The following is a 26992-nucleotide window of genomic DNA, read 5'->3' on the forward strand; positions in this document are numbered from 1 at the left end:
CCCGCCGTGCTGTGACCGCGGGGCCGAGAGCGAATGGGACTGACTGCGTGTCGAACGGTGTCGTGACGTGTGGGGTCGCAATGGGATGTGCTCCAAAAAGAAGATGGAGGCACCCGAGGCAGCGCAATGAAGGTGAGTCAGATCGATTCGTATAGACCCGGTCGATCATGATGATCGAAGTGGTCAGTGAATCGGAAAGGGATCAGCCAATTGCCGCATCGCCCGGATGCCGATGGCTCTCCGGGAGGACAACGCGCTTGCAGAGCAGATCAGGGTGACCGTCGTCGGTCAGCCGATCGCAGAAGAATTCGTCAGGCGCGCTGTCAGGCGCTGCGGTGACGAATGTAGAAGCAAGGCGCAGTCATTGCGCTGCTGTTCAATGTTCCCATGCGGAACAAGATAGCACAGGGAGCTTTGCCGAGACCAGAGTTCGGACGAAAATCGCCCTGCCGACTTCGTGTGGAAGTCGGCAGGGCGGACGTGCGGATGCGTTCGAAGCCGTGTGTCGAACGGAGTCCGGCGAACGCGTGTGAGCGTTCGTGCCTGTGGGTCAGCCCATCATGGTGCGCAGGGCGATGACGCCGACCGAACCGATGACCGCTGCGGCCGGAAGGGTGATGATCCAGGCCAATGCGATCGGCTTCATGAGCTTCCAGTTCGCCGAACGGTTGACCAGGCCGACGCCGATGATCGCACCGATGAGGATGTGCGTCGACGACACCGGCAGACCGCTCACCGAGGCGGCCATGACGATTCCCGCGGCAGCGAGTTCGGCGGCGAATCCGGAGGCCGGGTGGATCTCGGTGAGGTTCGTGCCGACCGTTGCGATGACCTTGCGGCCGATGAACCAGAGACCGACGATGAGGGCGATGCCGCAGGTGAGCATGGCTGCGAACGGCACGCTCGCCTCGCCGCTGATGCTGTCGGTGCGGAGCACATCGAGGACGGCGGCGAAGGGGCCGACGGCGTTGGCGATGTCGTTCGAACCGTGGCTGAAGGCGAATGCTGAGGCGGTGAACACCTGCATCCAGGAGAACAGGATGTACGTCGCACGGGGCACAGTCTGCTTGCGCAGGGTCTTGGCGAAGACGAACACTGCCAGCCACACGGCCGCGCCGATCATCGCCATGATGAGCAGACCGCCGACCGTGGTCACGCTCATGTCGAGGTTCTTCAGTCCCTTGAACAGCAGCATTGCGGTGATGATGACAGCGCCGACGGCGGCGATGAGGGGAACCCACCGCTGCAGGGCCGAGTGCGTGCCGATCGATCCTCCCTCGGCGGGGGCATCCTCGGCGGCGGCGTCGATCTGCGCGTCGACGGATCCCTCGGCTGCGGAGACCGGGGCGAGCATATGCGGCTTCAGCGTGTGCGACAGCGACTTGCCGAGCACGTATTTCTTGATCAGCCCGTAGATGACGAACGCGGCGAGTCCGCCGAGGGCAGGAGACAGCACCCAGGAGATCGCGATCTGGCCGACCTCGGACCACTGCACCATGGCGAATCCGCCGGTGCCGGTGACGAATCCGATCGTCAGTGATGCACCGATGATGCCGCCGATGATGGCATGCGTCGTCGACACCGGCCAGCCCATCCGCGTCGCTACCAGCAGCCACACTGCCGCGCCGAGGAGGGCCGCCATCATGATGAACGCGAAGTCCATCGGGTCGATCGCCACCCCGCTGAGGTCGACGATTCCGCTCTTGATCGTGTCGGTGACATCACCGCCGGCCAGAAGCGCGCCGCTGACCTCGAAGACCGCGGCGATGAGCAGTGCCTGCTTCATCGTCAGGGTGCCGGCGCCGACGGAGGTGCCGAAGGCGTTGGCGACATCGTTGCCGCCGATGTTGAAGGCCATGAAGGCGCCGAAGATGACCGTGGTGATGAGCACCATGCGGGGTGCGTCCCGGCCCACGAAGTCGAGCGACCACAGGGTGAAGGCGATGAGGGTGATCGCCATCAGGCCGCCGAAGGCCAGATGCCAGAGGCGGTCGTTGCTGCGGCCGACGGCAGGTGGCGGAGTGTGGCGCTCCGGTGCCAGAACCTGGGTCATTCGTTCTCCTCGCGAATTTCAGTCGATGTGGCAGTGTCTGTCTGCCTCCATGATTCGCAGGGCGGATGACCGCCAGGTTACGGAGAAGATGAATGCACGGTTAACTCCGATTCCAAGTGGTGCGAAATGCTCATGCACACTCGGTACTTTTCGCCTTCCGTTCACGCAATGTTCCAGGTCAGATGCTATTTGGGCGGATCGTTGCGGGAGGCGGGCGCTTGGGTGTGGCGGAGACGGAAAGTCATGTTGTGACAATGACCACTTCGGGCCGACTTTGGTATGTGAATTGGTGAACAGCGGGTACGTGACAGAGCCCGGACCCGCAGATGTGCGGATCCGGGCTCTGTCGAAAGGGGAAAAGCTCGCCGAGGCGGCTGGAGTCAGTCGATGATCTCCCCGCGGATGACATCGCCGCCACCGTCGTCGTCAGGACGATTGCGATGCGGATCGGACTTCATCTGCCTGTCGACCTTGCGCAGTCGACGGCCCAGAGCGATGAGGGCGATGCCGACGAGGATGATGAACCCGGCGAGGGTGAAGATCAGCGCGGTCACTCCGGCGCCCGGGGCGAAGAGGAAGAAGCCGCCGAGGATGATGCCGAGGACGCCGATGACGGTGAGTGCCCACCAGGTCCTGACTCCCATCCGGCGGATGAAGAAGGACATGGTGAGAGCGAGGAAGCTGAAGAAGATGATGGCGAATCCGGTCAGCACGGTGACCATGGACGCGAACAGCATCGGGGTGAAGAAGATGAGCGCACCGAGGAGGATGAGCAGGACCGCGCGTGTGACCATGCTGCCGGTGCGGCTTCCCTGCGGTGCGAAGACGAGGGAGGAGATGGCGATGACGGCGAGCCAGCAGGCGAAGATCCGCACAACCACCTCGGCGGAGGTGCCTGGCCAGACCATCATCAGCGCACCCATCACGAGGGCGATGACGCCGTTGACGATGACTGTTCTTCCAGTGCGCTTGAGGTCCATGCCCACAGCCTAGTCCTCCGGTTTGGACAGACGCTGAAGACGGCGCCGGGGGCGGTCGGTGGGCGGATCCAGGGCGGTCACAGGCCGGGGTGCGACGGTTCAGGCGTGCCCGAGGTGCTCCTCCTGATCGGCGGAGTCGGATCGTGCGGCCGAATCCGAGGTGGTCCGCTCCTGCTCCGGCATGTCCGAGGTGACACGCTCCTGCTCGGGCATCAGCCCGGTGAGCTTAAGCGATTCGGACATGGCTTGAACGATGGCGTCGAGGTCAGCCGGGGCACTCGACGTCGTGTCCGATCCGGACCGGTCGGCCGCCTCGGCGGGGGTGTCCGTGGTGGGTGTGACTCCTGCTTCCGTGGTCGACTTCGCGCCCGCCTCGGTGGTGGGAACAGCGGTCGGGGTGTTGCCTTCGAGGAAGCGCAGCAGCTCGACGGGGAAGGGCAGGACCAGGGTCGAGTTCCGTTCCGCGGCTACCTCGACGATGGTCTGCAGCAGGCGCAGCTGCAGGGCGGACGGGGTGTGGGCCATGGCCTCTGACGCCTGGGCAAGCTTGTTCGAAGCCTGCAGCTCACCATCGGCGATGATGACGCGGGATCGACGTTCGCGTTCGGCTTCGGCCTGACGCGACATGGAGCGTTTCATCGTCTCCGGCAGGGCCACGTCCTTGATCTCGACGCGATCGATGTGGACGCCCCAGTCGACGGCGGGGCTGTCGATCATGATCGCCAGACCCTGGTTGAGGCGCTCGCGGTTGGTGAGCAGATCGTCGAGTTCGCTCTGGCCGATGATCGAACGCAGCGAGGTCTGCGCGACCTGACCGACGGCGAGCTGATAGTCCTCGACGTCGACGACGGCCTTGCGCGGGTCGACGACCTTGAAATAGATGACCGCGTCGACGCGGACGGTGACGTTGTCGCGGGTGATGCCCTCCTGCGCGGGGATCGGCATGGTCACGATCTGGAGGTTGACCTTCTCGAGTTTGTCGACGAAGGGGACGATCGCGGTCATTCCGGGCGGACGGGGCTCGGCGTTGACTCTGCCGAGGCGGTAGACCACCCCGCGCTCGTACTGCTTGACGATCTTCAGGCTGTTTCCCAGCGTGATTGCTCCGAGTGCGACAAGTGCGGCGAGGATACTGAGCGCCAACATGTCGAATCGCCTCCTTTGACGATTGACTGTCTGGTCTATTTTACGCCTGTGCGGCGCGGAAAGACCCGGCTCGGAGGGAACGCGGAGGGGACGTTTTCAGGCTTCTCGGGCCAGCAGTCGTTTGCCGGCCGGGTAGGCGTCCAGGGCCTGGGGGAGGCTGACGCGTCGGCCGGACGCGAAGGTTGCGAGCACGCGTCCGGTGCCGGGCTGATCCTCGCCGACTCCGGCGGGTTCGAGGCCGATGCGGCGCAGCGTCTGTTTGGCCACCGGCATGGGGGAGTCGAAGACGGTGAGGGCTCCGGCTCGGGCGGCCATGATGCGGTCGGCGACGAGTCCGTAGTGGGTGCAGCCGAGCACCACGGTCTCCATTCCGGGTCCCATCTGGGTGAAGGCATCCTCGATGGCGGTGTCGATCTTCTCCAGATCGGCGGCGTTGATCGCCTCGGCCAGTCCGGGGCAGGCGATCTTGGCGACGTGCAGGTCGGCGGCGAAGGAGTCGATGAGGTTCTGCTGATACTCGCTGCCCGTGGTCGCCGGTGTCGCCCAGATCGCGAAGTCCTGGCCGGTGCCGGCGGCCATCTTCACCGCAGGCACGGTGCCGATGACGGGGATGGCCGGTTCGTAGCGGGCGCGGACGGCTTCGAGGGCCTGCACCGAGGCGGTGTTGCAAGCGATGACGATGGCGTCGGGTTCCCATTCGGCGAGCACCCCGGCCGAATGCAGAGCCCGCTGTTCGAGGGTGTCGGTGCTCAGGCTGCCGTAAGGGGTGTAGTCCGGGTCCATTGCGAGGACGAGGTCAGCGTCGGGGGCGAGGTTGAACAGCGCGTCGGCGGTGCCGAGGAGTCCGAGTCCGGAATCGAGCAGGCCGATGCGCGTCATGAAGTTCCCTTCGGGTCGGATGTCGTCAGATCGCCGGTCTCGGCTTCGCTGGTCTTCGGGTAGGCGAACTCCCGGATCTCCTTGAGATGGGCTTTCGTCAGGCCGTGGGCGAAGTCCGGGGCGATGAGTTTGAGGCGGTTGGGCGAGTAGTGCTTGAGGAAGTATTCGCGGGTGGCCGGCCAGGCCAGGTCGTCGTCGATCCAGATCGCACGCCCGTGCTCGTGGGTGGCCAGCCAGTCCTCCATGGCACGGGCCTTCCACCACTGCTGCGGATCGTGAGCGAAGCGGTTGTGCGTCTCATCGGGCATTTCGATGACGTCGAAGGAGTTGCGCAGACCGAATTTCGGTTCGAGCTCGGACTTGCATCGCTGCGACCAGGTCGACAGCCAGACGACGTCGACCTCATGGGTCTCGACGATGCGGTCGAAGAATTCGACGACGGACGGCCGGTAGTGGAGTTCGTAGTGCCACGCGTGCAGCTTCTTTCGCCCCTCGGCCATGCCGCGCAGCTTGGGCACCGGGTAGGAGTTGAGGACGCCATCGACATCGAGGAAGACAGTGACATGGCGAGCCTGCCTGCGCGCCGATACCGGCGCCGAGGATGCTGCAGCCATCATTCCTTCCCGTGAGCTCAGTCGTGCGGCCCTCTGTTGGGGCCATTCGCGCGCTATTCTGGGGGCAGATCGCGCCGCCCGCACCAGATGAACACAGACGAGTTTACCGCCGAGAGCGTCAGGAGGCCGAGTCCGTGTATCGCGAAACCCGGATCCCGCACCTGCGGGCGAGCCTGTGGGTCTCCGTTCCCGACAAGGCCGATTCCCTCGCCGAGGCGGCTTCCTCCGTCGAGGCGGCAGACCCTGATCGTGGGAACACTGCCGCCGGTCTGGCTTCCGGGCCGACTGTCGCAGCTGCCGCGGCTCCATCGCTCATCGTTCCCGACGGGTGCATGGATCTCATCTTCATCGATTCGCAGATACTCATCGCCGGCGCCGATTCCACGGCACGGATGTTCCACGGTTCGGCTGCACCGACGGTGGGCCTGCGATTCGACTCCGGCGTGCTTGCGCAGCTGTTGACCACCTCGGCGGGGGAACTGGCCGATCGGGTGACGCCCCTCGACGCTGTCATCGGCGGCCGGCATTCAGAGGTTCGCGCTGTCGGCGAGGGCGGGGCCGCCTCGGTGACGGGAGCTGCCCGGGTGCTGCTCGATATGGCTGGCGGTCTGACGGGCCGAGCCATGCTGGATCCGCGTCCGATGGCCCTGGCTCGGGCCTTGGATGTGCGCTCGAATTCGCCGGCCCAGACCGTCACCGAGGCGGCCGCGGAGTTCGCGTATTCACCGCGGCAGCTGCGCCGGCTGAGCGCGGAATGGTTCGGCTACGGACCCAAGCACCTGGCGAAGATCCTGCGCTGGCAGGCCGCGCGAGACCTCATCGATGCGGGGCGGTCGCGGACAGCGGCCGCGGCCGAGGTGGGGTATGCCGACGCAGCTCACCTGCGGCGGGACGAGCGCTCGCTCATCGGGTGAGGGCGCACCCGGCGTTCGTTCCGTAAGTTCGTCCCTACCCAGAACTACCCGACGGCGGCCCAGCAACCTCGCGCCAGGTTGCTGGGCCGCCGTCGGGTAGCAATTAGGAGTTGAGGGCGGCGAAGAGGTCGACCGTGTTGCCGTCGGGGTCGGAGACCACAGCGTAGCGCTGTCCCCAGAACGCGTCCCAGGGTTCGTGGACGATTCCTGCCACGGGATCGCTTCCCCCGTCGCCGCGCCCGGTGAGCTTGGCGAATGTCGCATCGACCGCCTCGGCGGTGGAGCAGTCGAAGGCCAAGGACATCTTGTGTCCGCCGGTCGGGCGGGTCCATTCGGGGTCGATGCCGAGCATGACCGTTTCGGTGTCGAGGAGGATCCGCAGGGACCCGGAGGTGAACTCGGTGTGCGGAGCGTCCGGGCCGCCGTCGGCGAGCTCGAGGCCGAGCGCGGAGTAGAAGGTGATGGCGGCGGGCATGTCTGCGGTGATGATGGAGATCGCGTCGAGTTTCATGACTTCAGACTATGCGGACGGGTGCGGTGACGGCTTGAACGAATCGGCCATGATCGCGCGTCCCCCGGGAGGTTCTCGCTGCTGTCGGGCGGGCGATAGGCTCATACTGGCTGGGCCGAATGGTCACGCCCGCCTCGGTTTTGCGTGACTGTTTCTCCCACCTACGCCAATCGTCGGGCCTCAGTCCTGCAGGTAGGGTTCGAAGACTGCGCGCAGTTCGGGCGTCAGCGGGGTGGGCTTCTGCGAGTCCCGATCGATGTGGACGAGCACGCAGTCGTGGTCGAAGACCTGACGTCCGTCCTGGTCACCTCGGGTGTTGACGGTGAATGAGGAGTTGCCGAGCTTCTTCACCGTCACGGTCATCTTCAGTTCGGGGCCGTACATGACGGGAACGAGGTAGTCGATGGCCTGGCGGGCGACGAGTAGTCCGCCGCCGGTGATGTGTCCGGCCCGGATCTCGTGCATCCAGCGCACGCGGCATTCCTCGATGAGGGTGATCATCCGTGCGTTGTTGACGTGGCCGAGCAGGTCCTGATCCGACCAGCGCACTTCGGGTGAGAGTTCGAAAGTGGCCATGACTGCCTCCAGGAGCTGATTGGGAACGAGGTCTGAACGATCGTTCCATAGTTAATCAGGTGGCCGGCGCCAACGGAAATTCTCAGTGCATTGGTACTGTCCGGAGCGGCCTTGGCGGAGCCCGGGTCCAACTGCGCTCAGCCGCGACGGCGGACGATCTCCTCGTTGACGGCTCCGACCACCTCGTGGAGGTCGCCGATGATCGCATAGTCCGCCCGCTGGACCATCGTCGATTCTTCATCGGTGTTGATGGCCACGAGCGTCTTCGCCCCCTCGATTCCGGCCATGTGCTGGATTGCTCCCGAGATCCCGCAGGCGATGTAGACGTCGGGGGAGATGCGGCTGCCGGTCTGGCCGACCTGTTCGGTGTGTGGGCGCCAGCCGAGACCCGTGACCACACGAGAGACGCCCAGGGCCCCGCCGAGGTGGTCGACGAGTTCGAGGACTTCGGCGAATCCGTTCTCCGAACCGACCCCGCGACCGGCTCCGACCACGGCCTTGGCCGAGGTCAGTCCGGACGCATCATCGGCGGCCTCGACCTCGGTGCGCTGGACACGGGTGGCAAGGTCCGCCTCGGCGACGGTGAGGTCATAAGCGATGATCTCCGGGGTGATCGGGGTCGTCTCTTCGGGAGTGCAGGCGTGGCCGGCGATCGTGAGCACCTGCAGATCCCCGTCGAGGCGGAGGCGTTCGAAGGCAGTGCCGCCGTGGACCTGACGGAGCAGGCCCTCTGCGTCGGCGGCGATAACATTGGCAGCCATGCGGGCGCCGGTGCGGACCGCGGCATGAGCCATGAGCTCCATACCGCGCGGGGTGCCCGAGGCCAGCAGCGTGCCGGATTCCGTAGTGACGTCGACGATCGCCTGCGCCCAGGCCGCCGCCGAATACTCCGCGAGATCCGGATGCTCGAGATGGTGGATGACACCGACCCCGAGGCGCCCCAACGCGTCAACGGCGGCATCACTGAGCGGGCCGATCACCACCCCCTCCGTGCTACCTGACGGCGGCCCAGATACCTCGCGCGAGGTTGCTGCGCCCCCGTCAGGTAGTAATTGGGGGTTTTTGCGGGCGAAGGTGATGGCTTCGGCGGAGGTGAGTGTGACCTCGCCTGCCGGGTCTGTTTCGACGAAAACCATAGTCATGGCCGGATCACTCCGATCTCCTCGAGCACATCGACCAGGGCGGGAGCCGCTTCGGGGCCCTCGCCGAGGATGGTCACCGAACTCGCCTTCACCTCGGGCAGTTCGAGCCGGATCCGGGGGCTGCCCGTCCCCGGAACGGGCACGTCGTATTCGACGACCTGGGCCTTCTTCGCCTTCATCCGCCCGGTGATCGAGGGATAGCGCGGATCGACCCCGCCCTCATGGACGGCCACGACCGCGGGCAGATCGAGGGAGAAGATCTCCGTTCCCGCCGGTCCGATCCCGCGCGCCTCGATCCGCCCGGCGCCGCGCTCGCCGCCGGGCCCGCTGCCCCCGTCCGCCCCGCCGACACTGATCGTCTGGATGTTCGTGAGCACCGGGTACTCGAGGTCGTAAGCCAGGCGGATCCCGACTTGGAAATCGCCGGTGTCGGCGGCATCGTCACCGGTGAGGACGAGATCGAAGGTCTGCCCCGCCTCGGCGCGATCGCGGATGACATCACCGATGACCTGCGCAATATCCTCGGGTGCGAACACGGACGGGTCGGCCGCCTCGACGAGGATGCCGTCGTTCGCTCCCACCGCCACGGCCGCACGCAGCTGCTCGACCGCCTCGGCGGGACCGAGAGTGAGCACGGTGACAGTCCCACCGGCCTGGGCTGCGGTCTGGATCGCGAGCTCGACGGCGCACTCCTCGTGTGAGGACATGGTGTGGCCGAGCCCGGATTCGTCGATCCCGGTGCCCGCGTCGTCGAGAGTGACGGAACCGGCGATATCGGGGGCGCGTTTGATGCAGACGAGGATGTTCACGGCTACCTCCGGATGCACTCGTTGTCGGGGTCGAACAGCGGTGTCGAATCGACCGCTGCCACCGTCACGGGATAGAACTCCTCCATGTACACGACCTGCAGACGGTTGCCCAGCACCGCCTCGGCGGGTGGGAGGAACGCCATGAGCACGTGTTTGCCCAGGCTGGGAGCCGATCCCGCCGAGGTGACATAAGAGTGGCGACCGTGCCCGTCGATCAGCGCATCGCCGTCCGCGGACACGATGGGTTCCCCGCCGAGCATGTGTCGCTTCTCCCCGCTGGCACTCGTGTGATCGTCGACGGTGAGCGAGCACAGCACCGTCTTCGGCTCCTCCTCGCGGTGGCGCAAGTGTGCGGCCCTGCCGATGAAATCCTGGGATTTCACCTTCGGTCGGCTCATCCCGACCTCGACGACGCTGCGTTCGGAATCGAGCTCGGTGCCGAATGCGCGGTAGCCCTTCTCGATCCGGCCGGTCGTGCCGTAGACGCCGAGACCGACGGGGAGCAGACCGTGCTCGTGGCCTGCGTCCATGAGCGCGTCCCAGAGTTTCAGCCCCGATTCCATCGTTACGTAGAGCTCCCAACCGAGGTCGCCGACATAGGAGATGCGGGAGGCGAGCACCTCGAGCGAACCGATTTCGATCGTCTGGGCAGTGCCGAACTTGAATGCCTCATGGGAGACATCAGCACTGGTGAGGTAGCCGAGGATGTCGCGGGCTCGCGGTCCCCACAACCCGATCGTCGTCCACGAACTCGTGAGATCGGCGATCTGCGCCCCCATATCGGGCAGTCGGTCGGCGAACCATTTCAGATCGACCATTCCGTGGGCGGCACCCGTGACGACGCGGAACCGGTCGTGCGCCAGACGCATGATCGTCAGGTCGGAACGGAACCCGCCGTTCTCATCGAGGATCGGGGTGTAGACGACCCGACCGATGGCGACATCCATCTGAGCCAGGGCAATGTGCTGGACAGCGTCGAGAGCAGCCGGACCGAACACATCGAAGATGACGAAGCTCGAGAGGTCGACGAGCCCGGCACGCTGCCGCATGGCGAGGTGTTCGGCGTTGATGATCGGTGACCACCAGCGGGAATCCCATTCGGTGCTGCGGTCCATGACCGCGTCACCGAACTCCTCGAGCAGACCGGCATTCGACTGATACCACTGCGGCCGCTCCCACCCGCCGGCTTCGAAGAACACGGCCCCGAGATCGGCCTCGCGCTGCCACATCGGGGATCGGCGGACGTCACGGTCGCTGGCCCACTGCTCGCCGGGGTGGACGATGCCATAGGTCTTGTTGAATGCCTCCGAGGTGCGGGCGCGCACGTGTTCGCGGGTGCGCTGATGGGAGTGGAATCGAGCGATGTCGGCACCCTGCACGTCGATCTCCGGCAGTCCGTGCGTCATCCACTCGGCCACCGCCCGCCCGACGCCAGGACCTTCCTTCACCCACACGGCCGCCGCCGACCACAAGCCCTTCACCTGGGGTGATTCGCCGAGGATGGGCGCCCCGTCCGGAGTCAGCGAGAGCAGTCCGTTGATCGCGTAGCGGATCTCGACGTCCGGATTCGACAGCACCTCGGGCATGAGCTCGACGGCCTGTTCGAGCTGCGGGTCGAAGTCATCCTCGGTGAACGGCATCTCCGTGGGGGAGAGCTTCGCCGCCTCGATCGAGGGAATCTCATCAGGGTCGTGGAGGATCGGCCGGTGGGCATAGGAGCCGATCTCCATGTCCGAGCCGTGCTGACGTTCGTAGCAGAAGGTGTCCATGTCCCGCACGATCGGAAACGAGATCTCGCCGGGACGCTCGGCAAGTTGCGGGACGGGCCCGACGCTGATCATCTGGTGGACCGCCGGAGTCAGTGGGATGGCCGCACCGGCCATGGCGGCGATCCGCGGGGACCAGACACCGCAGGCGATGAGGATGCGGTTCGTCGCGATCTCACCCTTCGTCGTGTATACGGCTGCGATCTGCCCGTCCCTGACATCGATGCCGGTCACCTCGGTGTTCGGGGACACGGTGAGCGCTCCCTTGGCTTCGGCGGATTCGCGCATCATCGTGCCCGCCCGGACCGAATCGACGACTCCGACCGTCGGGGTCCAGAACGCACCGAGGATGGCCTCGGGATCGAGGAACGGCACCTTCTCGGCGACCTCGGCGGGGGTGACGAGGGAGGATTCGATGCCCCATACGCGTGCCGAGGCCATGCGCCGCCGCAGCTCCTCCATGCGCTCTTCGGTGCGGGCGACTTCGAAGCCGCCGGACTCGGTGAAGACCCCGAGTTCCTTGTATTGGCGCATGCTGTCGAGGGTGAGGTCGGTGATCTCACGCGAGTGGTCGACGGGGAAGATGAAGTTCGAGGCGTGCCCGGTCGAGCCGCCCGGATTCGGCAGCGGGCCCTTGTCGATCTGGACGATATCGGTCCAGCCGAGCTCGGCGAGATGGTGGACGAGGCTGTTGCCGACGATGCCGGCACCGACAACGACGACGCTGGCCTGGGCGGGGACGGAAGCCATGAGCAGGCTCCTCTCTGAAGGCATCTTCGCCTTCACCAGCATCGTTGCGAATTATGCAACGATACGCGCTATGTGGAACTGCGTACGATGATCGTCCTCCGCCGAGGCGGGAGTGTCAAGAGGTCGAGCCGTGACGGAATCGGGTCAAAGCTGAGAGGTCATTGCGCGGTCGGAAAAGCTCGCATCGAACGACAGCCTCAAGGCTGAGCGGTCAGCTCTCGGAAATACTGCTGAGCGAACTCGGCGAATCGGGGACAGGCCGAGTGGGCGCCGTGGGTGTTCCATTCGATCGTGACGTCGACCTCGGGCGAATCGACGATCTCGCGATAGACCACCTCGGGGTGGGAGTGGGTGAATGAGGTCGCCGCCGAGGTGACTCCGACAGCCTTGTCGAGGACGACGTTGACCAGCCATTCGTCCGTATTGCCCGCCATCAGCGGACGAGGCGCGACAGGGCGGTCGTCCCAGAGCCGCAGGCTCGCCGTCGGCGAGACGGAGCACAGAGCCACCGTGCTGTGGGCGATCTGTTCGAGGCTCAGCTGAGGAGTGGCCGCGAGCGGGTTGGACACGGAGACGGCGGCGACGAGGGACTCGCGGAACAGCGGCCGGCACTCCCGTCCCTCGGGCGCCTGCGGTTCACCGACGGCTCGTTTCACGATGGCGATGTCGATATCGGCCGTGGCCAGAGCAGCGTCCAGATCGTCGGGCCGACTCGCATCGATCGGTGTCTGCGAGGTGGCCTGCCATTCCCTGATGAGCCCGTGCGTGTGCTTGCCCAGTCCCGCCCATGCCCATCCGAGCCGGAGGGGTTCGCGATCGTCGCCGAAGCGCTCCAGCAGCCGGTCGAGCCGGCCGACGAGGGACGCGGCCTCGACAGCGAACTCCATTCCCCGCTCGGTGAGCACGACGCTGCGGGTGGTCCGCTCGACCAGCGTCGTCCCCACAAGCTCCTCCAGCTGCGAAATCGTCCGCGACAGAGTCGGCTGAGTCGTGCCGAGCAGCGCGGCGGCGACCGTGAACGACGCGGTCTGGTCGATGGCGACCAGGGCGCGGAGATGACGCAGCTCAACACTCATGCGCTCAGCGTATAGCGACCGATCTGGATTCTCCAGGCCGCGCGGAGAGGCGGAGTCCTTGGGAAGACCGAGGCACCCAGGGGACCAGCCGTTCTGGCGGAGCGACAGCCTTTTCATGCGTCTCAGACATGAATATCCGCACAGAAGTATTTCTCTTCGCCTCCGAACGTGCTTAGGCTCGCTGCAGACCACCACACCAGCGAGACGAGGGAGACACCATGAAGGTACTCATCATCGGAGCCAAGGGACACGTCGGAACCGCGGCCGTCCGAGCGCTCGAAGGCAAGCACGAAGTCATTCAGGTCGGTCGGAGCACGGATCCGGCGGTCGATCTCGACGATCCGGCGACGATCGAGGCGCTGCTGAACGAGGTCGGTGAGGTCGATGCCATCGTGTGCACGGCCGGACACGTCCCGTTCAAACCCGTCACGGAACTGACCCGGGAGGACCTCGAGTCGGGGTTCTACGGCAAGACGCTCGCCCAGCTGGATCTGGTGCGCATCGGCCTGCCCCATGTCAGGGACGGCGGTTCGATCACCCTGACGACCGGGGTGACGGCCCGCGCCGCGATCCCCACCGGATCGGCGGCCGCGATGGCCAGTGGAGCCATCGAATCATTCGTCATGGCCGCCGCCGGTGAGATGCCGCGCGGCATCCGCATCAACGTCGCCAGCCCGACCGTTCTGGAATCGGCCACGCATTTCCACGACTTCTTCCCCGGGTTCCCGCCGGCCTCCGATGAGGCGGTGGGCAATCTCTACCGCCGCGCCGTCGAGAGCATCGACAGCGGCACCACGTACATCCTCGACTGACCACCTCCCCACCGAGGATGATCACACCATCGCCGAGGCGGGGCCGACGTCGGCGTGTCCGTGCCGATTTCGGCGGGTGTCGGCTTCGCAGGTGCCGATTTCGTGGGGTACCGATTTGGCGTGGTTCAGTGTTCGCGCCACCCGAGGCGGGCTGAGATGTCGGCGGCGGCCGAAGTGAGCAGGTCTTTCGCCGAGGCGACCTTGTCCTCGGTGAAGCGGAAGCTCGGTCCCGAGGCCGAGATCGACGCGATGACGTCCCCGTGAGCATTGCGCACGGGAGCGGACACTGCGGTCAGCCCGACCTCGAGCTCATCGATGACGAGCGAGAATCCGGTGGCGGCCACCTCGGCGATCTGGGTGAGCAGCTGCGCAACCGAGGTCACGGTGTGCGGGGTGTAGCGGGTCAGCTTCGCACCCAGGGTCTCCCGGATGCCTGCCTCGCTGAGGCCGGAGAGCAGGACCTTGCCATTGGAGGTCGCGTGCAGCGGAATGCGCTGACCGACCCAGTTGTGGCTCTGCACCGAGGACGTCGACGAAGCTTGGTCGAGGTAAAGGGCGGCGCCATCGGAGAGGACGGCGACGTTGATCGTCTCGCCGGTCGCCTCGGCGAGCATCTTGGTGATCGGGCGGGCCTCCTGGACGATGTCGAGGCGTGCGGTCGTCGCTCCGGCGAGACGGAGGATGGACAGGCCCAGACGATATCTGCCTCGGTGATGGTCCTGTTCGACGAGTCCGCGGGCTTCGAGAGTGGAGACGATGCGCGAAGCCGTCGACTTGTGCACGCCGAGTTCACCGGCGATCTCGGTGATCCCGGCGAGCCCCGTGCGGGCGATGATCTCGAGGATCGTCACGGCCCGATCCACGGATTGGACGCCGCCCGAGCCCGCATCTTTGTTGCTCATTTCGAAACTGTAACTCACGACGCGCAACCCGGCCAGAGTCTGAGGGCGTGGGGTAGGGTGAGTGCGGTCGGTGGGCCTCGATTCCGCCGACCCCCTTTCCCCGACGGAGCTGAGCACGATGAGCAATGGGACCCAGTCGATCGACCGGGCGGCAGAGATTCTGTCGTTGGTCGTGAGGTCCGACGACCCGATCTCCTACACCGAGGTGGTCGAAGAGACCGCATTGGCTCGGTCGACGGTCTCGCGCCTGCTCTCCGCCCTCGAACGCAACGGTCTGGTCGAACGCGACGGTGACGGCCTCTACCGCGGCGGATCGCTGTTCGCGACCTATGCTTCCCGCTTCGACCGGGTGGAGAACCTCGTCGCCGCGGCCGATCCGACCCTGCAGCGCCTCAGCGAGGAGACCGGTGAGACGGTGAACCTCGCCATGCCGGGACCCAAAGGAGTCGTCCAGGTTGCTCAGGTCGATTCGACGTTCGTCCTCGGCGCCACGAACTGGGCGGACGTGGAGGTTCCGCCGCACTGCTCGGCTCTGGGCAAGGTCATGTTCGCCTATGACGTCATCCCGCTGCCGACCGGCAGGCTGGAGCGGCGCACCGAGAAGACATTGGGCTCACGCAAGGAGCTCACCGACGATCTCGACACGGTTCGCGATCGCGGATTCGCCATCGTCCACGAAGAGTTCGAGATCGGCCTCGACGCTCTGGCTGCACCGGTGTTCGGCATCGACGGAGACGTCGTCGCGGCCGTGGGAATCTCCGGACCGACGATGCGCATCGCCGAACATCATGACCGCCTGGGCGCTCTGCTCGTAGATGAGGCGGGACTGCTCTCGCGCAGTCTCAGACGCAAGGTCACCCACCGGTAGGGACGGTCGGACCCGGTGTCATGACACAGGTTCGGTGCGCATCCGTTTCAGTTTGTCCGGGTTGTTCACTTGTCGCAGGCCCATCACGCGGCCGGTGTCGTCGACCTCGACGGCCAGCACTCGCAGATCACCGTCCTTGACGATTCCGATGCCCGCTTCGCCGTTGACAGCGATCACCCCTGTCACCTGCTGGCTGCTGGGATCGCTCGGATCGAATACCGCGGCGAAGAATCGGATGATCCGATCGATGCCGAACAGCGGATTCCGAGTGGCCGGGACCTTCCCTCCGCCGTCGCTCCAGAAGATCGCATCGTCGGCCAGCAGCAGACGCAGCGCCGAGCTCTGATCACCTGAGCGGATTGCGTCGACGAGGCGGTCGATCACCTGCCTGTTGCCCGAGCGCGGTAGGTCTCTGTCGAGGTCGAGCCGTCGTTCGGCTCTTGAAATCATCTGCCGGACAGCGGCGGCAGATTTGTCCAGGATCGAAGAGATCTCGCTCGCGGGGACGTCGAATGCTCGGGACAGAACCACGGCTGCCCTGGCTTCGGGAGTGAGCTGATCGGCCAGATGCAGCAGGGTCACCGACAGCAGCTCTCTGTTCGCCACGGCTTCATCGGGCAGTGCTTCGGTTGCAATCGGTTCGGGGAGCCATGACCCGGGGTACTCCTCTTTGACGCTCTCGAGATGCCGAGCCTGGTCGATCGACCGGCGGACGCAGACCGTCGTCAGCCACCCCGGCCAGGAACGCACTGTGCGGGTCCTGCCGGGGCCGGCGGACGGCTGAGTCGACGTGCCGGAAGGCGGCTGAGTCGAATGGCCAGCGGCACCGTCGGAACGATCGGCGGCACCTTTCCGCTCTTGGACGACCGCTGCGATGCCGACCTCGGAGACGATGTCCTCGGCCAGCCCGACGTCTCCGAGCATGCGGTAGGCGATTCCGAAGAGTCGCCCCCGGTGCTCTTCCCAGGCGCGGGTCGCCGGTGATTCGGTGTCAGGCGCGTTCACGTGCACCAATGTAGACCACCGTGGATTCTCAGTGGCGGCGGCTCACGACTGCTCGCCGTCTGCCGGTGCTGCAGCAGACTCTGCCTCGGCCGGTGGGACTGTTTCGGTGCTGATCGCCAGGCGGTTCCACACATTGATCGTCGAGATGCCGAGCAGGAGGTCTCCCAGCTGCTCATCCGTGAAGTGGCGCGTCGCCTCTTCCCAGATCTCGTCGGTGACTGAGTCCGGTCCGATCTTCGTCACGGCGTCGGTGAGGGCGAAGACGCTGCGCTCGCGGTCGTCGAAGAGCGACCCGGTGTGCTGCCAGGCGGCGACGTTGACGACCTTGCGCGAGGAGACTCCCATGGCGATCAGGTCGCTGGAGTGCATGTCGACGCAGAATCCGCAGCCGTTGACGATGGAGGCGCGCAGCTTCACGAAGTCGTAGAGTTCTGTGCCGAGGGCTCGCCTGCAGTAGGAATCCATATGTGCGACGGAGGCGTAGGCCTTCTTGTTCATCTGGTCGAGGCTGATGCGTGCCATGGGGTCCCTTTCGCTTGATGCTTTTGCGGCGGGTGACTCTTCGGCCCGCCACCTACTGTGTCGGATGGGGATCCCATTGTGTGACACCGGAGCGACATCGGGTGATCGAATCGGCCCGATCGTCGCTTCTCACCACTCGATCACCACGCGGTCGAGACCTCTTCGGCGCCGCCGAGGGCCGCGAGCTGCTTGCGGCGCCAGACCTCGGTGTCCTTGATCTGATTGAACGTATAGATGTGCAGACCGGCGACGCCCATTTCCGGGTCGTCGAGGACCGGGCCGATCTTGTCGAGGAACTTCCGCGGGTTGTATCCGCCGGGCTTGGCCATCCGCGTGAAGGTCGCCGTGTTCTTCCGCAGGAACCGCGTGGACTCTCCCACCCCGATCTTCGTCGCGACTCGGGCGAGTTTGGCTAGCTCCACCTTCCCGGCGATGCCGAGGACCAGCGGCAGTTCGACGCCCCGTGCGCGAACCCTGGGCACCCAGGACGCGATGAGCGCCGGATCGAAGCACAGATTCGACACCAGGTGCGTGGCGTAATCGCGTTTGTCCCACATGGCCTGGATCGTCACATCGTCGGGGATGATCGGATGCGATTCCGGATAGGCGCTGACGCCGATGTGCTGGAACGGTGCGGCCATGGATGAGAGATCGACGAGGAGGTCGTGCGCACCGACGTATCCGCCGGCCGGGGGAGTGGCGTCTCCCGCGGGGACGAAGATCCGGTCCACAGCCGCCTCGGCGAGACGATCGACGATCTCCGTGAGCTCGGGTCTGCCGTGGATCATCCGTGCGGCCAGGTGGGGCACGGCGCGGAAGCCCAGGGCCTGGAGCTGTTCGGCCGTGGACAGCGTCGCCTCGAGGGTCAGCCCCTTCGACGCGGTCACCGTGATCTCGCGGCCCGGTGCCACGTACTCCTCGATGCGTTCGACGATCCCGGCCGTGGGCAGAACCTCGTAGCGGGCGGTGCTCAACAGCCTGCGCAGCGTTGACTGTGACATCCTCGTCTCCTTCTCGGAGGTCGATTCATGAAACTCGCATGTGCGAGTCCCTTGCGTCCCGGTGTGTCCGATCCTACACTCATTGTACCCATGATATGGGAATCAAGTTCCATAATATAAAACTGTGCAAGCAGGGGGAACACCATGGACAACAATGTCCCGTCAGTGGACCAAAGCGACAGAGAAGTCCCGATCAACCTTCGTCAATCCGGCCCCACCCCGGTCGAAATGCTCATCGACACCCGCGTCCGTAAGTCGCCCTATTGGGAGCTGTCTATGCAGCAGGGCTGCTGGCGGGCGTCGATCTACAACCGGATGTACCACCCACGCGGCTACATCCCCCGCGACGAGGGCGGGATGATGGCCGAGTACCAGTCCCTCGTCAACGATGTGACCCTGTGGAACGTCGCCGTCGAACGGCAGATCCAGGTCAAGGGTCCCGACGCCGAGGCGTTCGTCAACTTCGTCATCACCCGTGACGCGACGAAGATCCCGGTGATGCGCGCCCGCTACGTCATCCTGTGCAACGAGGCCGGCGGCATCCTCAACGATCCGATCCTGCTGCGGGTCGGCATCGACGAATTCTGGTTCAGCCTCTCCGACACCGACCTCATGCTCTGGATGCAGGGAGTCAACGTCGGCGGCCGGTTCGACGTCACGATCGCTGAGATCGACGTCGCACCAGTGCAGGTCCAGGGCCCGAAGTCCGTCGACGTCATCGCCGACCTCGTCGGGGAGGAAGGACGCACGCTGCCCAGCTACGGACTCATGGAAGCTCAGGTCGGCAGCCGCGACGTCATCATCTCCCAGACCGGATTCACCGGTGAGAAGGGTTACGAGATCTATCTCAAGGATGCGACGAAGTACGCCGAGGATATGTGGAACGCCGTCCTGGAAGCCGGCGAGCCGTACAACATCAAGGTCGTCGCCCCCAGCCACCACCGCAGGATCGCGGCGGGCATCCTCTCGTGGGGGCAGGACATGGACTTCGAGACGCTCCCGTTCCAGGTCAACCTGTCCTACCAGGTGCCACGGAAGAAGGAGGCCGACTATATCGGCAAGGCCAGACTCGAGGAGGTGCGCGGGCTGATCGAGGCCGGTACCCCGCCGTATCGCACGCAGCTGGTGGGCCTGCTGGTCGGCGGCAAACCGATTACGGACTATGCGCCGGACTTCTGGCTCGTCTCCGCTGCCGCTGACGGTGAGGCGGTCGGGTACGTGACGTCGCCGTGGTATTCGCCGGAACTCGAAGCGAATATCGCAATGGCCCACGTGCCGGTGTCGGCAACCGAGCTCGGCACCGAATACTGGGTGCATCTGCCGGAGCCGTTCGCAGATACTCCCGGAGTCCCGGTTCGCGCCGAGGTGGTCGAGATGCCGTTCCGCCCGAGCGTGAACCCCAACCAGCGTGAGCGCCTGAAGATGCGCGGTCTCGACGCCGCAGTCTGAGCCGACTCCCGCTCCCCGAGACCGAGCGCGGTCGCCGTTGCGCACAGCCGGCGGCCGCGTTCGCATGTCCGGATGCGCTCGGATATTCGGGCGCGACAGTCGGCTCAGAGCAGCGGCATCACGCACCGTTGGTGCCGAATCCTCCCGTTGGCACTGCCGGCCTCCCTCATCCGGGGTGGCTTCTCCTGCAGGTAGCAATGCACCCCTCACTCACAGCGACAAACCACCCCGGTGCAAAGGGGCGATAGGTCGCTGAAGGTGAGGGATGCGACCGCCGGTGCGGATTGCGACTCACGGTGCGGTGTGCCACTAGTGGTGCGGGGTGCGACTCAAGGTGAGGGGCGGGGGAAGGTGCTGCGCCGCGGCGAAGCGGATCAGGACGCTTCGCCTCGGCGAATAATGGCGCCCCGGCCGCACCTCACACGGCGGCTCCCGCGATCACTTTCCGCGGAGGGCCTTGACCTTCGCGAGGAGTTCGTTCTCGGCATTGGGGCCGGCCTTGATGCCGGTGGGCAGCTTGATCATGAACCAGATGCCGACGAGCAGCCACACCGCGAAGCCGACCCACGACTGCCATGCCAGCTGCGCAGACACCGGGGTGATCGGAATGTAGAGGATGAAGAGGATGAACGTGAGCACCGATGAGATCACGCCGATGACCACTCCGCCATTGCGATCTCCGCCGATGCGCAGTGGGCGTTCCATGTTCGGTTCGCGCTTGCGCAGGACGAGGAAGCCGACGCTGACGAGGAAGTAGGCGATGACGATGGCGGGCGAGCCCGCGTCGACGATCCAGCCGAGCGCTGCAGTGCCGAAGAAGGGAGCGATCGCGGAGAGGATGCCGATGAAGATGATGGCATTCGACGGAGTGCGGTATTTCGGGTGGAGCTTGCCGAACCACTTCGGGATCATTCCGGCCGCGGCCATCGCCCACATGAGACGGGACGAACCCATGAGGAAGGCGTTCCACGACGTGATGATGCCCGCGAGTCCACCGGCGATGACGATCTTGCCCCAGATGTCCGAATCGAACATGATCGACAGTGCGTCTGCGGTGACGAGGTCATGAGTGCCCAGCTCGTCGGCTGGCATCGCCATCGAGGTGGTGCCGATGATGATGATGTAGAAGACGATAGCCATGATGACGGAGAGGACGACGAGCTTGCCGATCTTCGCCGGTGGCAGCTTGACCTCCTCGGCGGACTGCGGGATGACGTCGAAGCCGACGAAGAGGAACGGCACGACCGCCATGACGCCGATGAATCCGGCGCCGCCGCCGGTGAACAGCGGCTCGGTGTTCTCGAGGCTGCCGCCGACGAAACCGCCGGTGAGCAGCATGAGACCGACGATGATGAGGAACCACACGACGAAGGTCTGGACCATCGAAGCGAGCTTGACGCCGCGGATGTTCACCCAGGCGATGATGATGGCTGTGATCGTGCCGACGAGTGCCCAGGTGAGGTACACGTCGAAGCCGGCGACGTTCCAGAGCTTGATCTGCTCGAGGTTCGGGAACAGGTAGACGGCGGTCTTCGGCACCGATACCGCCTCGAACATGACGACGCTGATGTAGCCGCCGGTGATCGCCCATGATCCGAACAGGGAGACGCGGGGACCCATCGCCCGGATGAGATAGTTGTGCTCCCCGCCGGCATGCGGCATCGCTGCCACCATTTCCGAGTACACGGTGCCGACGAAGCACATGATGATGCCGCCGACGGCGAAGGCGATGATGGCGCCGAGCGTGCCTGCACCGTTGAGCCACTCCCCGGTGAGGACGACCCAGCCGAAGCCGATCATGGCACCGAATCCGATGAAGAGTGCGTCGACCGTGCCGAGAGCCCGGACGAAGCCGTGGCCTCGATCTCCGGTGACGGTCTGGGTTTCAGGTTGACTCATGAGGTTCCTCGACACTTCTCTGTGGATGGACGAACAGGTGCTGGGCCGTGCCCCGGGCATGAGCCGAATCACGGCAACTCCGATAAGGCAGAGTAGCAGGATTCTGACCGTTACCGGTGAGTTGCCTGCGGGTGACGCCGAACCGTTGCGATGGTGCTACATTTCGTCTGGTGCACAGCTCACATCGCTCAGCGATCGTCCGCGTCATCGCGGGCTACCTGGCAGCGTTGGTCACCGGAACCACTCTGCTCATGACCCCGGCGGCCACGGTCGCCGACGGCGGCATCTCACTGCTCAAAGCCCTCTTCACGGCCACCTCGGCGCTCAGCGTCACCGGACTCGTCGTCCTCGACACCGGTCAGGACTTCACGCTCTTCGGTCAGATCGTCATCATCTGCCTCATCCAGGCCGGCGGTCTCGGCGTGCTCCTGCTCACCGCACTGCTTGCCCTGCTGCTGGCGGGAAAGGCCGGTCTCCGGCTCCGCCAATCCGTGGCCTCGGAGACGAAGAGCGATGCGATCGGCGGCGTCAAGCCTCTCGTCCTGCGCATCACGGCACTGACCTTCGGCACGGAACTCGTGGTCGCCTCGGCGCTGTTCCTCCGATTCTTCCTCCACTACGACGAACCCGTCACGGCCGCGATCTGGGATGCGATCTTCCACGCGATCTCCGCGTTCAACAACGCCGGATTCGGGCTCCGTCAGGACAACCTCGTCGACTACGTGGCCGATCCCTTCATCTGCGGTCCGATCGGACTGGCGGTCATCCTCGGCGGGCTCGGCTATCCCGTCCTCATCGAACTCGTCCGGCGCTACCGAACTCCGCTGAAGTGGGGTCTGACCACGCGGATCATGGTCGTCATCACCCCGGTTCTGCTCATCGGCGGCACTGTCTTCATTGCCGTCATCGAGTGGAACAATGCGGCGACGATGGGCCATCTCGACGCGTGGGGGAAGATCCAAGCAGCGACCTTCCAATCGACGATCACGCGCACGGCCGGGTTCAACTCGATCGACATCAGCCAGATGCACACGGTGTCCTGGTTCGGGATGGACGTCCTCATGTTCATCGGCGGCGGACCGGCCGGCACGGCCGGCGGCGTGAAGATTACGACGATGGCGGTGCTCGCGGCGACGACGTGGACGGAGATCAGCGGCGGACGATCCGTGACCCTGTTCGGTCGCCGCATCTCCCGTGACGTGCATCGACAGGCGACGACGGTCATCGTCCTCGCGCTCGGCTGGGTGCTGCTGGCGACGATGGTCATCCTCCTCTGCGACCCGAGATTCGGCCTCAGCCGGGTCCTCTTCGAGGTCATCTCCGGATTCGGCACGGTCGGTCTGTCGACCGGGATCACCGCAGATCTGTCCGCGCCCAGTCAGATCGTCCTCATCCTCACCATGGCGCTCGGCAGGCTGGGTCCGGTGACCGTGGCGTCCGGTCTGGCCCTGCGCGAGCGCCCCATCCGCTACGAACTGCCGAAGGAACGGCCACTGATCGGCTGATGGCAGGTCCGTCGAAAGCCGAATCAACGACTGCCGACACCCCTGCCGAGGCGGCCCAGAAAGGAAAAGACCATGAACGAGAAGAAGAACTGGATGGCGCGCTCCGCGTCGTTCTTCACCGGCGACCCCTCGCCGCTGGCGAAGGACGGAGCGGTGGCCGTGATCGGGCTCGGCCGCTTCGGCGGATCCCTGGCGCGCGAACTCGCAGAGCATGGAGTCGAGGTCATCGGCGTCGACCGTGACGAGTCGGTTGTAGCCGAGTTCGCCGATGTCCTCGCTCATGCCTCTCGCGCCGACGCCACCGACGAGGTGGTGCTGCGACAGCTCGGCATCGACGAGGTCTCCCGCGTCGTCATCGCCATCGGCAGCGACCTCGAGGCGAGCATCCTCGTGGCCTCGCGGATCCTCAAGCTCGGCAATCGGCACATCTGGGCGAAGGCGATCAGCGAAACCCACGCCGAGATCCTCCATCAGCTGGGCATCGGCAACGTCATCAGCCCCGAGAACGACATGGGTAGGCGTCTGGCCCACCTGATCAGGGGGCATATCTCGGACTTCCTGCCCATCGACGAGGACTTCGTTCTGGCGCGCACCACTCCGCCGGTGCGCACGACCGACGTGCCTTTGGCCTCGCTGGGGCTGCGCACGAGGTACGACGTCACGATCGTCGCGTTCAAACGCCGCGGCGGCACCCACTGGGACATCGCCGATCGGGACGTCACGCTCTACGCCGACGACGAGATCCTCGTGGCCGGCAGCCCGAAGAAGGTCGAAGCGTTCAGTGAATTGGACAAGGACGCCGACGCATAGGTCGACGTCCTTGGGGGCCGTGTTGCCGCGGTTGGTCCGGCGACCGTCACTCGCCGAGGTCGACGACCTCGAACTCGAGGAGGTTCGCCTGCTCGGAGACCGGAGCCTTGCCGGTCGATTCGTGGGAGGACGTCCGGTTGGCCTTCCAGTTCTCGAAGTCCTCCTTCGTCGCCCACTGGGTGTAGACGAAGTACTGGTCCCCGCCGGCCACCGGACGCAGCAGCTGGAAGCCTTCGAAACCGGGCGCCCCATCGACAGAATGCTTGCGCTGCGCGAACCGCTTTTCGAGTTCCGCCCGAGCGGGTTCGGGGACGGTGAGGGCATTGATGGCGACGACTGACATGGTTGCTCCTGTTCGAGTTGGCAGCTGAGTCACCTCGACCCTACGTCGTTGACCCGAGCGCTGTCCGAAGAGTCCGATTGTTCGCCCGCAGAGTCTCAGATCCGATCTCAGGGCTGGTCTCGGAATCTGCTTCAGAAGTCCTGTCTGCGCAGCCGCCACGTCGCCAGAACTGCTCCGCCGACCACCCAGGCGACGAGGACGAGGAGGGCCGGGAGGACACCGATGTACTCGGTCCCTCCCGCCTCGGCGACCCCGCTGATGTTGTGCACGGCGCCCAAAGGGAGGAGCGGTCGGAGGACGGACGCGAGAGCGTCCGGCAGCCAGCCGGCGAGCATAGACCCGACCAACAGGGCCAACGGGGTGAGAACTCCGCCGGTGACCGAGCGGAAGACGACCGCACCGAAGACCGCGAGAAGCGAATAGATGACGGGCAGAAAAGTGCTGCCGAAGGCCAGCCGCAGATGGCCGGAGCTGCCGGCCACGGCAAGGACCTCCGACCAGTCGGCCCCGGCGAGCGTGGCCGCGAGGAGGCTGCCGCTGATCGTCACGGCCACGGCCGTGGCGACGGCTGCGACCGTGGCGGCCGCGCCGATGACGACGGCCTTCGCCGCGACGATGCCTGATCGCCCGCGGGCGCGCAGCAGGGCCTCGGTGATCGCGCCGGTGCGGAACTCGACCCCGGCGAACCATGCCGCGAGGACGACGAGCACAGCCGCGGCGGCATCGACGCTGAGGACGCTGGCCGAGAGCACATCCTCGGTGCTCGTCTCCGACAGCGGGGCACCGCGGGTGGCGGGAATGGTGAGCACGAGCAGCACGGCCGAGACCGCGCCCGCGATGAGCGTGACGACGAGCAGCTGACGCGACCGGCGCAGGTCACGGAACTTCACCCATTCGGCACGTATCCAGCTGGGTCGGAGGGCGATCGGTGCGGCCGATACTCGCAGAGAGACCGGGATGGTCGGTGGTGTCGAGGTCATGCCGTCGCTCCCTGTATCGGGTGTCGAAGTGTGTGCCTGTGCCGATCGTCGCCGGTGTCCGTGAGGCCGAGAAAGGTGTCTTCGAGGCCGCGCTCCTCGGTCGCGAGCCCTGTGAGTTCGACCCCGAGACGAACACAGAGCCTGAAGATCTCGACGGGCTCGAGTCCGGTGATCGCGGCGTGAGTGCCCGATCCGTCGGGGTCGACCGAGATGCCCTCGTCCCGCAGGTGATCGAGCAGCGGTGCGAGGTTCGTCCCCTGCACCTGTACCCGGCTTGAGGATTCCCGCCGCAGCTCCTCGAGGGGCCGGTCTGCAATGAGGGCGCCGTCGCGGATGATGATGACGTGATGGGCGATGAGCTCCATCTCCCGCAGCAGATGGCTCGACAGCAGCACCGTTCTGCCTGTGCTCGCGAAATCCGTGAGGAGCGATCGCAGCCACGTGATTCCGGCGGGGTCGAGCCCGTTGAGCGGTTCGTCGAGGATGATCACCTCGGGGTCGGTGAGGAGGGCGGCGGCGATGCCGAGCCGCTGACGCATGCCCAGTGACAGTTGTGAGATGCGGCGGGAGCGTGCGCGGGTGAGGTCGACGAGGTCGAGCATCTCGTCGATCCGGGCGGGTGCGGTTCCCGTTGCCGCGGCGATCCAGTCGAGATGTCCTCGTGCGGTGAGCCCCGGCAGCATGTGCTCGGCGCCGAGGAATGCCCCGGCGATGCGTGCGGGCTCCGCGTGCTCGGGCAGGGGGCGGCCGTGGACGGCTGCGGTGCCGGAGCCCGGTGAGGTGAGGCCGAGGATCATCTGCAGCGTCGTTGATTTGCCCGCGCCGTTGGGGCCGAGGAACCCCGTCACCTGGCCAGGTGCGACGTCGAAGCTGAGTTCGTCGACGACGCGGTGTCCGCCGTAGCTCTTCGTCAGACCGCGGACCGAGATGCCTTCATCGACCGATGGCAATACATTCATACTGCAATAATGATGCAAGTTGAACGTATTGTAAAGTGGGAGGATGCCGAAGATCGTCGACCATGCCCAGCGCCGCACCGAGATCGTCCATGCCCTGTGGCAGGTCATCTATCTCAAAGGGATCGACGGGGTGTCGTTCCGTTCCGTCGCCGAGGCGGCAGGCATCTCCATCGGTCGCGTGCAGCATTACTTCCCCTCGCGCAGTGAGCTCATCCTCGAGGGGTGCCGACAGATCGTCGACAGCGCCGAGGCGGCAGGTCCGGAAGGTGCCGATGCGTCGTCCGACCCCGGTTCCGCCGAGGCGGTGAGTGCGCTCCGTGAGTTCTGTTTCGCATTCATTCCCGCTGGTGAGACGATGTGCATCGGTGCATCCGTGTGGTACACCTACGTCGCCCGGGCGGTGATGGACGAGCAGATCGCCGACATCATCCGCGCCAGCGATCGTGCGACTCTCGAGCTCGGAATCCGCCTCTATCGGGCGGTCTGTGGGGGCGATGGTGACGCTGAAACCGACGACGCCGATGGCACCGGAGGCACCGGTGGCACCGATGACTCCGGTGGCACCGATGGCGAGGTTGCGACTGCGTGGGCGATGCGGATGATCGCCTTGGGCAAGGGGCTGGCTCAGGAAGTCATGCTCGATGAGCGCAGCGCCGCCTCGGCGAAGGCAATCCTCGAAGCGGAACTGGAACCACTGGTCGCACACTGACGTCACATTCTG

At 65.5% G+C, this 26992-nt stretch carries 26 protein-coding genes; 7 read left to right on the forward strand and 19 right to left on the reverse strand.

Features of this window, described 5'->3' with window-relative positions; all coding sequences use genetic code 11:
* Positions 1-550: 550 nt before the first annotated feature.
* The 5 genes from ACVZTU_RS02115 to ACVZTU_RS02135 all read right to left on the reverse strand — a co-directional run bounded on the left by ACVZTU_RS02115 (position 551) and on the right by ACVZTU_RS02135 (position 5672).
* A complete protein-coding gene (locus ACVZTU_RS02115; RefSeq protein ID WP_139469424.1) occupies positions 551-2053 on the reverse strand; it encodes an inorganic phosphate transporter in 1503 nt (500 codons plus the stop codon).
* 380 nt (positions 2054-2433) lie between these two features.
* Positions 2434-3033, reverse strand: coding sequence for an HdeD family acid-resistance protein (locus ACVZTU_RS02120; RefSeq protein WP_139469423.1), 600 nt, complete (start codon positions 3031-3033; stop codon positions 2434-2436).
* Positions 3034-3132: 99 nt separating this feature from the next.
* Positions 3133-4179: a slipin family protein gene (locus tag ACVZTU_RS02125; RefSeq protein ID WP_482401281.1), complete on the reverse strand. Its 1047-nt coding sequence runs from the start codon at positions 4177-4179 to the stop codon at positions 3133-3135.
* Between the two features lie 96 nt (positions 4180-4275).
* On the reverse strand, positions 4276-5058 hold the full coding sequence (locus ACVZTU_RS02130; RefSeq protein ID WP_139469421.1) for a glutamate racemase: 783 nt from the start codon (positions 5056-5058) through the stop codon (positions 4276-4278).
* Complete coding sequence (locus ACVZTU_RS02135; protein WP_139469420.1) at positions 5055-5672, reverse strand: HAD domain-containing protein; 618 nt, start codon at positions 5670-5672, stop codon at positions 5055-5057. The genes ACVZTU_RS02130 and ACVZTU_RS02135 overlap by 4 nt, the downstream gene beginning before the upstream one ends.
* Before the next feature lie 134 nt (positions 5673-5806).
* Between ACVZTU_RS02135 and ACVZTU_RS02140 the strand changes: the two genes are divergently transcribed.
* Positions 5807-6586, forward strand: a complete 780-nt coding sequence (locus tag ACVZTU_RS02140) for an AraC family transcriptional regulator (RefSeq protein ID WP_180345654.1) — start codon at positions 5807-5809, stop codon at positions 6584-6586.
* A gap of 103 nt (positions 6587-6689) precedes the next feature.
* Here the strand turns inward: ACVZTU_RS02140 and ACVZTU_RS02145 are convergent, their stop codons facing one another.
* The 6 genes from ACVZTU_RS02145 to ACVZTU_RS02170 all read right to left on the reverse strand — a co-directional run bounded on the left by ACVZTU_RS02145 (position 6690) and on the right by ACVZTU_RS02170 (position 13216).
* Entirely contained in the window at positions 6690-7097 is a 408-nt protein-coding gene (locus ACVZTU_RS02145) for a VOC family protein (RefSeq protein ID WP_139469418.1), read from the reverse strand.
* A 180-nt stretch (positions 7098-7277) separates the two neighbouring features.
* Positions 7278-7673 (reverse strand): acyl-CoA thioesterase, encoded by a 396-nt coding sequence (locus ACVZTU_RS02150; protein WP_139469417.1) that lies wholly within the window; start codon positions 7671-7673, stop codon positions 7278-7280.
* A gap of 137 nt (positions 7674-7810) precedes the next feature.
* Positions 7811-8815: an electron transfer flavoprotein subunit alpha/FixB family protein gene (locus tag ACVZTU_RS02155; protein WP_482401282.1), complete on the reverse strand. Its 1005-nt coding sequence runs from the start codon at positions 8813-8815 to the stop codon at positions 7811-7813.
* A complete protein-coding gene (locus ACVZTU_RS02160; protein ID WP_482401283.1) occupies positions 8812-9624 on the reverse strand; it encodes an electron transfer flavoprotein subunit beta/FixA family protein in 813 nt (270 codons plus the stop codon). Before ACVZTU_RS02160 ends, ACVZTU_RS02155 begins: the two co-directional genes overlap by 4 nt.
* 2 nt (positions 9625-9626) lie before the next feature.
* On the reverse strand, positions 9627-12140 hold the full coding sequence (locus ACVZTU_RS02165) for a GcvT family protein (protein ID WP_482401284.1): 2514 nt from the start codon (positions 12138-12140) through the stop codon (positions 9627-9629).
* A 197-nt stretch (positions 12141-12337) separates the two neighbouring features.
* Complete coding sequence (locus tag ACVZTU_RS02170) at positions 12338-13216, reverse strand: LysR family transcriptional regulator (protein ID WP_458312173.1); 879 nt, start codon at positions 13214-13216, stop codon at positions 12338-12340.
* Positions 13217-13434: 218 nt separating this feature from the next.
* Here ACVZTU_RS02170 and ACVZTU_RS02175 point away from each other — a divergent pair, with 218 nt between their 5' ends.
* Positions 13435-14028, forward strand: a complete 594-nt coding sequence (locus tag ACVZTU_RS02175; RefSeq protein WP_482401285.1) for a short chain dehydrogenase — start codon at positions 13435-13437, stop codon at positions 14026-14028.
* Positions 14029-14153: 125 nt separating this feature from the next.
* On the opposite strand, the gene ACVZTU_RS02180 is transcribed toward ACVZTU_RS02175, so the two are convergent.
* Positions 14154-14930: an IclR family transcriptional regulator gene (locus ACVZTU_RS02180; RefSeq protein WP_181271275.1), complete on the reverse strand. Its 777-nt coding sequence runs from the start codon at positions 14928-14930 to the stop codon at positions 14154-14156.
* Positions 14931-15048: 118 nt separating this feature from the next.
* Here ACVZTU_RS02180 and ACVZTU_RS02185 point away from each other — a divergent pair, with 118 nt between their 5' ends.
* Complete coding sequence (locus ACVZTU_RS02185) at positions 15049-15798, forward strand: IclR family transcriptional regulator (RefSeq protein WP_139469410.1); 750 nt, start codon at positions 15049-15051, stop codon at positions 15796-15798.
* Between the two features lie 18 nt (positions 15799-15816).
* Here ACVZTU_RS02185 and ACVZTU_RS02190 read toward each other — a convergent pair whose 3' ends face one another.
* The 3 genes from ACVZTU_RS02190 to ACVZTU_RS02200 all read right to left on the reverse strand — a co-directional run bounded on the left by ACVZTU_RS02190 (position 15817) and on the right by ACVZTU_RS02200 (position 18326).
* A complete protein-coding gene (locus ACVZTU_RS02190; protein WP_482401286.1) occupies positions 15817-16803 on the reverse strand; it encodes a sigma factor-like helix-turn-helix DNA-binding protein in 987 nt (328 codons plus the stop codon).
* Between the two features lie 42 nt (positions 16804-16845).
* Complete coding sequence (locus ACVZTU_RS02195; protein WP_139906729.1) at positions 16846-17325, reverse strand: carboxymuconolactone decarboxylase family protein; 480 nt, start codon at positions 17323-17325, stop codon at positions 16846-16848.
* A gap of 140 nt (positions 17326-17465) precedes the next feature.
* Positions 17466-18326 carry a methylenetetrahydrofolate reductase gene (locus ACVZTU_RS02200; RefSeq protein WP_482401287.1) on the reverse strand — a complete coding sequence of 287 codons (861 nt, stop codon included), beginning with the start codon at positions 18324-18326 and terminating at the stop codon, positions 17466-17468.
* Positions 18327-18470: 144 nt separating this feature from the next.
* Between ACVZTU_RS02200 and ACVZTU_RS02205 the strand changes: the two genes are divergently transcribed.
* Positions 18471-19775 carry a glycine cleavage T C-terminal barrel domain-containing protein gene (locus ACVZTU_RS02205; protein ID WP_181271271.1) on the forward strand — a complete coding sequence of 435 codons (1305 nt, stop codon included), beginning with the start codon at positions 18471-18473 and terminating at the stop codon, positions 19773-19775.
* Positions 19776-20213: 438 nt separating this feature from the next.
* Here the strand turns inward: ACVZTU_RS02205 and ACVZTU_RS02210 are convergent, their stop codons facing one another.
* Complete coding sequence (locus ACVZTU_RS02210; protein ID WP_181271270.1) at positions 20214-21674, reverse strand: APC family permease; 1461 nt, start codon at positions 21672-21674, stop codon at positions 20214-20216.
* 170 nt (positions 21675-21844) lie between these two features.
* Between ACVZTU_RS02210 and ACVZTU_RS02215 the strand changes: the two genes are divergently transcribed.
* Positions 21845-23179 carry a TrkH family potassium uptake protein gene (locus ACVZTU_RS02215; protein WP_229664044.1) on the forward strand — a complete coding sequence of 445 codons (1335 nt, stop codon included), beginning with the start codon at positions 21845-21847 and terminating at the stop codon, positions 23177-23179.
* A 72-nt stretch (positions 23180-23251) separates the two neighbouring features.
* A complete protein-coding gene (locus ACVZTU_RS02220) occupies positions 23252-23989 on the forward strand; it encodes a potassium channel family protein (protein ID WP_139469405.1) in 738 nt (245 codons plus the stop codon).
* Positions 23990-24035: 46 nt separating this feature from the next.
* Here the strand turns inward: ACVZTU_RS02220 and ACVZTU_RS02225 are convergent, their stop codons facing one another.
* From ACVZTU_RS02225 to ACVZTU_RS02235, 3 genes are all read right to left on the reverse strand, one after another.
* A complete protein-coding gene (locus ACVZTU_RS02225; RefSeq protein WP_181271269.1) occupies positions 24036-24332 on the reverse strand; it encodes an antibiotic biosynthesis monooxygenase family protein in 297 nt (98 codons plus the stop codon).
* Positions 24333-24463: 131 nt separating this feature from the next.
* Entirely contained in the window at positions 24464-25312 is an 849-nt protein-coding gene (locus tag ACVZTU_RS02230; protein ID WP_181271268.1) for a hypothetical protein, read from the reverse strand.
* On the reverse strand, positions 25309-26271 hold the full coding sequence (locus tag ACVZTU_RS02235) for an ABC transporter ATP-binding protein (protein WP_181271267.1): 963 nt from the start codon (positions 26269-26271) through the stop codon (positions 25309-25311). Before ACVZTU_RS02235 ends, ACVZTU_RS02230 begins: the two co-directional genes overlap by 4 nt.
* A gap of 43 nt (positions 26272-26314) precedes the next feature.
* Here ACVZTU_RS02235 and ACVZTU_RS02240 point away from each other — a divergent pair, with 43 nt between their 5' ends.
* The gene (locus ACVZTU_RS02240; protein WP_181271266.1) at positions 26315-26980 is read left to right on the forward strand and encodes a TetR/AcrR family transcriptional regulator; all 666 of its coding nucleotides are present in this window, start codon (positions 26315-26317) and stop codon (positions 26978-26980) included.
* Positions 26981-26992 lie beyond the last annotated feature (12 nt).

Source organism: Brevibacterium sp. OS20, from assembly GCF_056837565.1.